Raw genomic sequence first — 6,960 nt, 5'->3', positions numbered from 1 at the left:
GGTCGTGCTGCTGGGTATGCGCGGAGTCGACGTCGAGGCGAACCGGAAGCCGGAGATTCGGGAAGGCGCTGCGGTGTGAGGTGTGGACCTCAGAGGAGGATTGAGCGTTACAGCACCTGGGAGATATCGATCCTCACACCGTTGGGGCTGCGAACTCCGGAGCCAATGAACAGGACCTCGCTCATCCAGGCATAGGGACCGGACCGGTCAGCACTCAGGCGGGGTACGCACCGAAAGTAGATTCTCTCGGGATCGACGTGTTCACCGTTCATCAGTTTGTTCAGGTCGCTGGTGCTGCCGGTGCGCAGCGCACGGTTCTCCACGAGAACATGGTGCCCGTCATCGGTTTTCAGCACATAGTCTGCCGCGAGGTAGGCAACGGTGTCGATCGGGTACTGCTGGAAGTCGGCACCGGCGTCGAGGACTGTGCCGTTGAGTTCTGGTCCGGTGACTCGGCCGCCGCGGATCGGGACGATTTTGCGCAGCCCGTCGACCGTATTGCCGATCATGATCGGTGCCTCCACTTCAACGTCGATGGTCGCCAGGTACGCCAGTTCCGGAGGCGTGATTTCGTTTGGGGGCGTGCCGGTCGGCTTCCCGGGCACTGCATTCATCCAGGTCTCTCCTCGTAGTCGCCGGTGGTGGCCCTATTCGTACCTCGAGCGGTCACGCGTCGAAGTTGGAACAGCTTTCGCGTGCCTGGTCGAGCGACGTGGAGAGACCGTCGGTGTCCATCGTCGCCCCGTCACTGATGAGCTCGTAACCAATCTTCTCCAGCTCAGCGTCGACCGGTTCGCTCGTACCGCCTCCCCCACTGCCGAACAGGCCTCCTGCAGCCGCCACCTCATTCCACACAGGGTCGTCGCCGAACTTCGGTTCCTCGGACTCCCACGCCGCCGCATCGGGATACTGTTCAAGCGTCTGCTCGACAATTCGGCACCCGTAGACCGTCTGTCCCGTTTCGGAGGTGTCCGCGGCAGACGGCTGACCTTCGTAGCTCGTCGACAGAAAGTCTCCGCAGACAGAGATCGTCGAATCAACGAGGGGCCCGAATTGGTCCCTCTGCAGCGTATTCACGGCACCGACGAGCTCACGGCCCAGATCTTGCACTTCTTGGTCTACGGGATCACCCATCGGTGCAGCCCCACCGAACAGACTGCCAATGGACATCAGCTCAGAAAGAACCCGATCCTCGCCGAGTTCTGGGGGAGAATCTGTCCATGCCTGGCTGTCTGGAAAGTCGGTCTTCACCTTGTCGGCCAACTGGCATCCATATGCGATCTGGTCGTCCGGAGACATTGTCCCGGCCGCCGAGGAATTGCTCTGGGCGCTGTCTTCAGTGCTGTCACCAGATGACCCACCAACGGCGGATTCGGAACCTGAGCAGCCCGAAAGTCCAATCACCAGCGCGAACATCCCAGCGCCGACAGCTCTCGATACAGTCCGCTGTCCCAAGAGAGACGGCCTCGGCGAATCCACGTCACAGGTCTGCATATTTGTCCTCTTCAGAAGGTGTTCGTCGCTCGTCGCCGGCTTCACTGCGGGCGTAATGGTCTACGGAGCCGATTCTGCCATAAGAACGGCGTGGCACCGTTGACTGACTCCCGAGCTCGGCGTCTCGCTGCCGCCGGCCCTCGGCAGTCAACGCCGGAGATGACAAGGCGCGCTGTCGCAGAAGATCGAACTTCCGATCCTCTGCGACAGCGCGCTCGTCATTTCAAGTGTGAACCCGGTCAGTAGTGTCCTGGCGGGTCACTGGCGGGGAATGATTCGTCTTCCCATTCGTCGACCATCTTGTCGTCGTGATCGTGTCGGCTCTGCGCGGATTCTGACCTTTCAGCGGAACCTTCGGTCGCCTCGGCGGGGGAGGTTGAGGACTCGTCCTGCCCGTTCTCTGGCTGGTGATTCTCAGACATGGCTGCACCTCCCCTCGGAAATCAGTGCTCGAACCTGGTATCACCATCATGCGCGCTCAATCGCCCCAGCGATACGGCAACGGCGTGATTTTCGTCAACCATTTCGGACACAATCGCCCGGTAGCGACGGCGACAGCATCAGTCCCCTACTGAGCCGGAGCCTCCCGGAGTAGCATGAGAACCAAGTACGATCTGCGCAATGCGAGGTGTTGGGACATGAACGATGATCAGAACCTGCAGACGAAGGCCGATGAGATCAACAGCAGACTCGATGAGGCGGCCTCGAGGGCCAGCGGACCCGACGTCTCGTACGGATCGACTCCCGGATACGTCCAGGACAATGTCGAAGAGGATGCTCAGGCCGCTGCCGAGGACGAAGGTGTGACGCTCTATCGTCACCCGGACGGCTCGCACGAGGCGGTCGACGAAACGAAGATGACTCCCGAGTCCGACTCAGACGGCTGACCCGCCACGCAAGGATGAAGCCCGGCACCTGAACGACCAGGTGCCGGGCTTCTGAGCATGCCTGCTCCATCAGGCGGTCCAGGGACCTCAGGAACCGGCGGGAGTGAAGTCCGTGCTGCCGGCGAACTCGGGCCGCGGCTTCGGTGCGGCGAAGGGTTCGACGCACGTGTTCTCCACCGAGTTGTAGACGATGAAGATGTTCGACCGCGAATACGGTGTGACATTGCCGTTCGAGGCGTGCATGCAGTTGGAGTCGAACATGACCGCACCGCCGGCGGGCCCTTCGAGGACGTCGATGCCGTACTCATCGGCGAAGTCGCTCAGCGTCTGCGGATCAGGGGTGCCCGCACCCTGCATCACCAGCGACTTCTTGTAGTTGTCCTCCGGTGTGCCGCCGACGCAGCTGATGTAGCGCTGATGCGATCCGGGCATGATCATCAGCGGCCCGTTGAACGAGTAATTGTCGGTCAGCGACAACGACAGGCTCACGGCACGCGGCTCGGGCATACCATCCTCGGCGTGCCAGGTTTCGAAGTCTGAATGCCAGGAGAATTCCTTGCCGACGAAACCGGGCTTGTAGTTGATGCGGCTCTGGTGGATATAGACCTCGGACCCCAACAGCTGTTCAGCGCGGGCGATGACCCGCGGATCATTGGCGATCTTGCGGAAGATCTCGTTGCTGCGGTGGATGTCGAAGATCGACCTGACCTCGTTGGACTTCGCCTCGACAATGGTCGCGTCGTCGTCCTTGATCGTCGGATCGTTGGCCAAACGGTGCAGCTCGGCCCGGAACGTCTCGAGCTCATCCGGGGTGATGAGCTCGTCGATGGTGAGATACCCCTTGTCGTCGTAATGCTGCAGCGTCGCCGCGTCGAGGGGGCCCTGTTCGGCCGAACCGAATGCGATCGGACCCCTGCGGTCGAGAATTTCGGTTTTCTCGCCGGATCGAGTGGGGTAGAGATCCTTGGTTGTCGATGGTGAGATTACAGTCATCATTCTCCTTCCTCGGATTGTGCGAATGCCTCGTCGCCCCGGGACAGGATCTGCGGGAACGACAGAAGCATTCCGCTTGTGCCGCCACGCTAACAGGGGGATCGATTCGGTGAAACCCCCGTTCTGGCTCATCCGTCCTGGTGGTCGAACCGCCGCTGAGACAAGCGCACTTCCTGTTCTCGGGCGGACTAGGATCTGCGTAGCCACCCTCATGTCGTGGCACTTGCCATGTCCCTCGTGTTGAAAGGCAGGACAGATGTCGACCCCCGCCGACTCCGAGCTTCAGCCGCCCGCCTCGCCCAGATCCTCGTCGAGACTTCGCAGCATCCTGGCCAGCTACCGCTTCCCGCTATTCATCCTCACCGGCGTCGTCATCGGCGCAATCATCGGGCTGATCTTCGGCGAGAGGGCCGCGGTCATCAAACCCTTCGGCACCCTGTTCATCAACATGATGTTCACCCTCGTCGTCCCACTCGTCTTCTTCTCCATCTCCTCGGCGGTGGCGGGCATGTCCTCGGCCACGCGACTGGGCAAGATCCTGGGCAGCATGCTCGGCATCTTCGCCATCACCGGCATCGTCTCCTCCATCGTCATGATCGCGGCCCTGTGGATCACCAACGCCACCGAGGGCGTCAAGGTCGAGATGACACAGCCGGAGGACGTCGAAGAGGTCGGGTCGATCGGCGATCAGCTCGTGTCGACCTTCGTCGTCGACGATTTCTCGAAGATCCTCTCCGCCGAGCACATGCTCGCCCTCATCGTCTTCGCCGTCATCGTCGGCGTCGCCACCAGCAGCATCGGCGAAGCGGGCAAACCCTTCGCCGCATTTCTGAGCTCCGGTGCCGAGGTGTTCCTCAAGTTCACGTCGATCATCATGTACTACGCCCCGATCGGCCTGGGCGCCTACTTTGCGGCCCTCATCGGTGAGCTCGGGGCCCAGCTGGTCGGCGACTACGTTCGCGTCTTCCTCGTCTACTACCCGGTCGCGATCGTGTACTTCCTCGTCGCATTCACGCTCTACTCCTTCCTCGCCGGCGGACGTCGCGGCATCAGAAGGTTCTGGTCGAACATCATCGAACCGACGGCGATCTCCCTGGGCACGTCCTCCTCGGTGGCGGCGATCCCGGCCAACCTCCGTGCGGGCAAGCGCATCGGCGTGCCCCGTGACATCCGGGAGACGATCGTTCCCATCGGGGCGACGATCCACATGGAGGGATCGAGCCTGTCCGCGATCCTCAAGATCGCCTTCCTCTTCGCCGTGTTCGGCCGCGACTTCTTCACGCCCGGCAACATCCTCATCGGCATCGCCGTGGCCCTGCTGGCCGGGATGGTCATGGCCGGCATCCCCTCCGGCGGGTTCATCGGCGAGCTGATGATCATCACTCTCTACGGCTTTCCCGCCGCAGCTCTGCCCATCATCCAGATCATCGGCACCGTCATCGATCCTCCGGCGACGACCGTCAATTCGGTCGGTGACCAGGCCAGCTCCATGTTGGTCGCCCGTGCCCTCGACGGGAAGGGCTGGATGGACAGGACCGACGAATCGGAGGAGATCGAACCGACCGACACCCCCGCCGAGGCGGCTGCCCCCGAAAATTCTTGATCACGATCGTATTTCGAAGGTGAAGTCGAAAGCATCCTTGTGCGGTGCATAGACGGTCTACGTGACAAGAGACCCTGCGTCTATGTCGATTCTGCGACATCACTGCAATGATGGTTTCACACACGCGCAACAGTCTCTGTGAATTCCCTCAACAGCGATCTGTCGGCGCTCACCTGCCGTGACGATAATCGACGAGATCGATGACATTTCACTGCCAGTCGCTCACACTGACTGTCACCGCAGGAGGCAATGACGCTATGAACACCACCATCCGCAATCGCGCAGCAGCACTGTCACTCGCCGCGATCGCCGGCCTCGCAGGGGTCTCGCTCACCGGCGGAACCGCGCTGGCTTCAACGAACTCCCCAGCAGATTCCGGCTCCGGCGCCGAGGTCAGTGTTGCCAGCGATGCGCACAGTGACGGCTATCCGAGGAATGCGTCCGGCTACGCGGATGCGCTCGTGAAGGCATGGGGTGCCGGCTCAGACGCGGAAGTCAATGAATACGCCACACCCGGCGTCGTCGAAGCCCTGTCCGAGCATGGTGACGAGCATGCGACGCAGTGGGATCGCATCGCCGCCGACGGGTCCGCCGATTCATCCTCCGTGGTCTATAAGAACAAGGCCACCGGAGAATTGCTGACCTTCGACGTCGATAACGAAGCCGCCACACATGGCGACCACCCAGCGGTTCACCACGTCCACTTCAAGGACCGCGCCCAACCGTCTCGCTGAGCCTGCCACGAGCAGTCGGCAAGTAGACTCGGGAACCATGGTCGACCTGAACACACTGCCCCGCCGCCGCTACACCAAGGGGCCCACCCCGCTTGAGCACCTCGGAGCCTTGAGTGCGAAGCTGGGCGGGCCGCAGATCTGGATCAAACGCGATGACCAACTGGGCCTGACCCAGGGTGGGAACAAGACCCGCAAACTCGAGTTCCTCATCGCCGATGCCCTGGCGCAGGGTGCCGACACTCTCGTCACCGCAGGCGGCGTGCAGTCCAATCACTGCCGGCTCACACTCTCGGCGGCTCGGCGTGAAGGACTCGACTGCCACCTCGTGCTCGAGGAGGACCTCGGCCCCGATGGCAAGCCGGTCCCAGCGGAAGCCGGTGGCAATCCTGCCGAGCACACGGGCAATTTCCTGCTCTTCGACCTCCTCGGCGCGGATTCGGTTGAGGTCCACCCCAATGGCAGCGAGCTCATCGCCCGCGCCGACGAGCTCGCTGCCGAACTCAAGGGACAGGGGAAGAGCCCCTACGTCATCCCCGTCGGCGGCTCGAATATCACCGGGGCTCTGGGGTATGTCGATTGCGCGCAAGAACTGCTCACCCAGTTCGCCGAGGTTGGGCTGGACGTCTCGTCGCTCGTCACCCCGAGCGGGTCTGCCGGGATGCAGGCCGGACTCATCGCTGGTCTCCACGCCGCGGGCAGTCAGATCCCGGTCGTCGGGATCAACGTCAGCCGCACACAGGAGGACCAGGAACAAAAGATCGTGGGCCTCGTTGATGAGGTGGCATCGTTCCTCGAGCTGCCGCCGGTCCCCCGCGATCGCAGTGTCGGCCTGGGCGGCTACTTCGGCACCGGCTATGCACTGCCCACACCCGGAATGGTCGAGGCGGTGCGTCTCTTCGCCGAGACCGAGGGCATCCTGCTCGATCCCGTCTATACGGGGAAGGCCGCGGCCGGGCTCATCGATCTGGTCCGCCAGGGGCGGTTCGAGCCCGACGACAACGTGGTCTTCATCCATTCGGGTGGAGTGCCCGGACTCTATGCTCGCGCCGGAGCATTCGCTTAGTCTGGGTCCAATGCCGAACGTCTTCTCAACCGACCTATTTGCGTGACTCACCTACCTGGAGGAAAACACCATGACAGTCTCGACCGCTGATCTCTGGGACGAACGAGGACCAGAACTGGATTCGATCGCTTTGAACTTCGGTGACTTCGGCGCCAAGGACTCGTTCTCCGGTCCGGCTCGAACCGT

8 protein-coding genes are annotated in these 6,960 nt (G+C 62.2%); 4 read left to right on the top strand and 4 right to left on the bottom strand.

What is annotated here, in order from left to right; genetic code table 11:
- Positions 1–107 precede the first annotated feature (107 nt).
- From L0G76_RS12875 to L0G76_RS12865, 3 genes are all read right to left on the bottom strand, one after another.
- Positions 108–614, bottom strand: a complete 507-nt coding sequence (locus L0G76_RS12875; protein WP_009884781.1) for a DUF3237 domain-containing protein — start codon at positions 612–614, stop codon at positions 108–110.
- 52 nt (positions 615–666) lie between these two features.
- Positions 667–1,539, bottom strand: a complete 873-nt coding sequence (locus L0G76_RS12870) for a hypothetical protein (protein ID WP_125178057.1) — start codon at positions 1,537–1,539, stop codon at positions 667–669.
- Between the two features lie 194 nt (positions 1,540–1,733).
- On the bottom strand, positions 1,734–1,916 hold the full coding sequence (locus L0G76_RS12865) for a hypothetical protein (protein ID WP_009884779.1): 183 nt from the start codon (positions 1,914–1,916) through the stop codon (positions 1,734–1,736).
- 216 nt (positions 1,917–2,132) lie between these two features.
- Here L0G76_RS12865 and L0G76_RS12860 point away from each other — a divergent pair, with 216 nt between their 5' ends.
- Positions 2,133–2,381: a hypothetical protein gene (locus tag L0G76_RS12860; protein WP_009884778.1), complete on the top strand. Its 249-nt coding sequence runs from the start codon at positions 2,133–2,135 to the stop codon at positions 2,379–2,381.
- Positions 2,382–2,468: 87 nt separating this feature from the next.
- Here the strand turns inward: L0G76_RS12860 and thpD are convergent, their stop codons facing one another.
- Positions 2,469–3,374, bottom strand: a complete 906-nt coding sequence (thpD, locus tag L0G76_RS12855) for an ectoine hydroxylase (RefSeq protein WP_009884777.1) — start codon at positions 3,372–3,374, stop codon at positions 2,469–2,471.
- Positions 3,375–3,630: 256 nt separating this feature from the next.
- Here thpD and L0G76_RS12850 point away from each other — a divergent pair, with 256 nt between their 5' ends.
- The 3 genes from L0G76_RS12850 to L0G76_RS12840 all read left to right on the top strand — a co-directional run bounded on the left by L0G76_RS12850 (position 3,631) and on the right by L0G76_RS12840 (position 6,774).
- Positions 3,631–4,977 (top strand): dicarboxylate/amino acid:cation symporter, encoded by a 1,347-nt coding sequence (locus tag L0G76_RS12850; protein ID WP_304357586.1) that lies wholly within the window; start codon positions 3,631–3,633, stop codon positions 4,975–4,977.
- A gap of 257 nt (positions 4,978–5,234) precedes the next feature.
- On the top strand, positions 5,235–5,711 hold the full coding sequence (locus L0G76_RS12845) for a hypothetical protein (protein WP_304357585.1): 477 nt from the start codon (positions 5,235–5,237) through the stop codon (positions 5,709–5,711).
- Positions 5,712–5,748: 37 nt separating this feature from the next.
- On the top strand, positions 5,749–6,774 hold the full coding sequence (locus tag L0G76_RS12840) for a D-cysteine desulfhydrase family protein (protein WP_304357584.1): 1,026 nt from the start codon (positions 5,749–5,751) through the stop codon (positions 6,772–6,774).
- The last annotated feature ends 186 nt before the right edge of the window (positions 6,775–6,960 follow it).

This window comes from Brevibacterium picturae (genome assembly GCF_030453725.1).
GTDB classification, from domain to species: Bacteria; Actinomycetota; Actinomycetes; order Actinomycetales; family Brevibacteriaceae; genus Brevibacterium; species Brevibacterium sandarakinum_A.
Note: the sequence above shows the minus strand (reverse complement) of the source record. Positions and strands in the feature narration are given on the sequence as shown.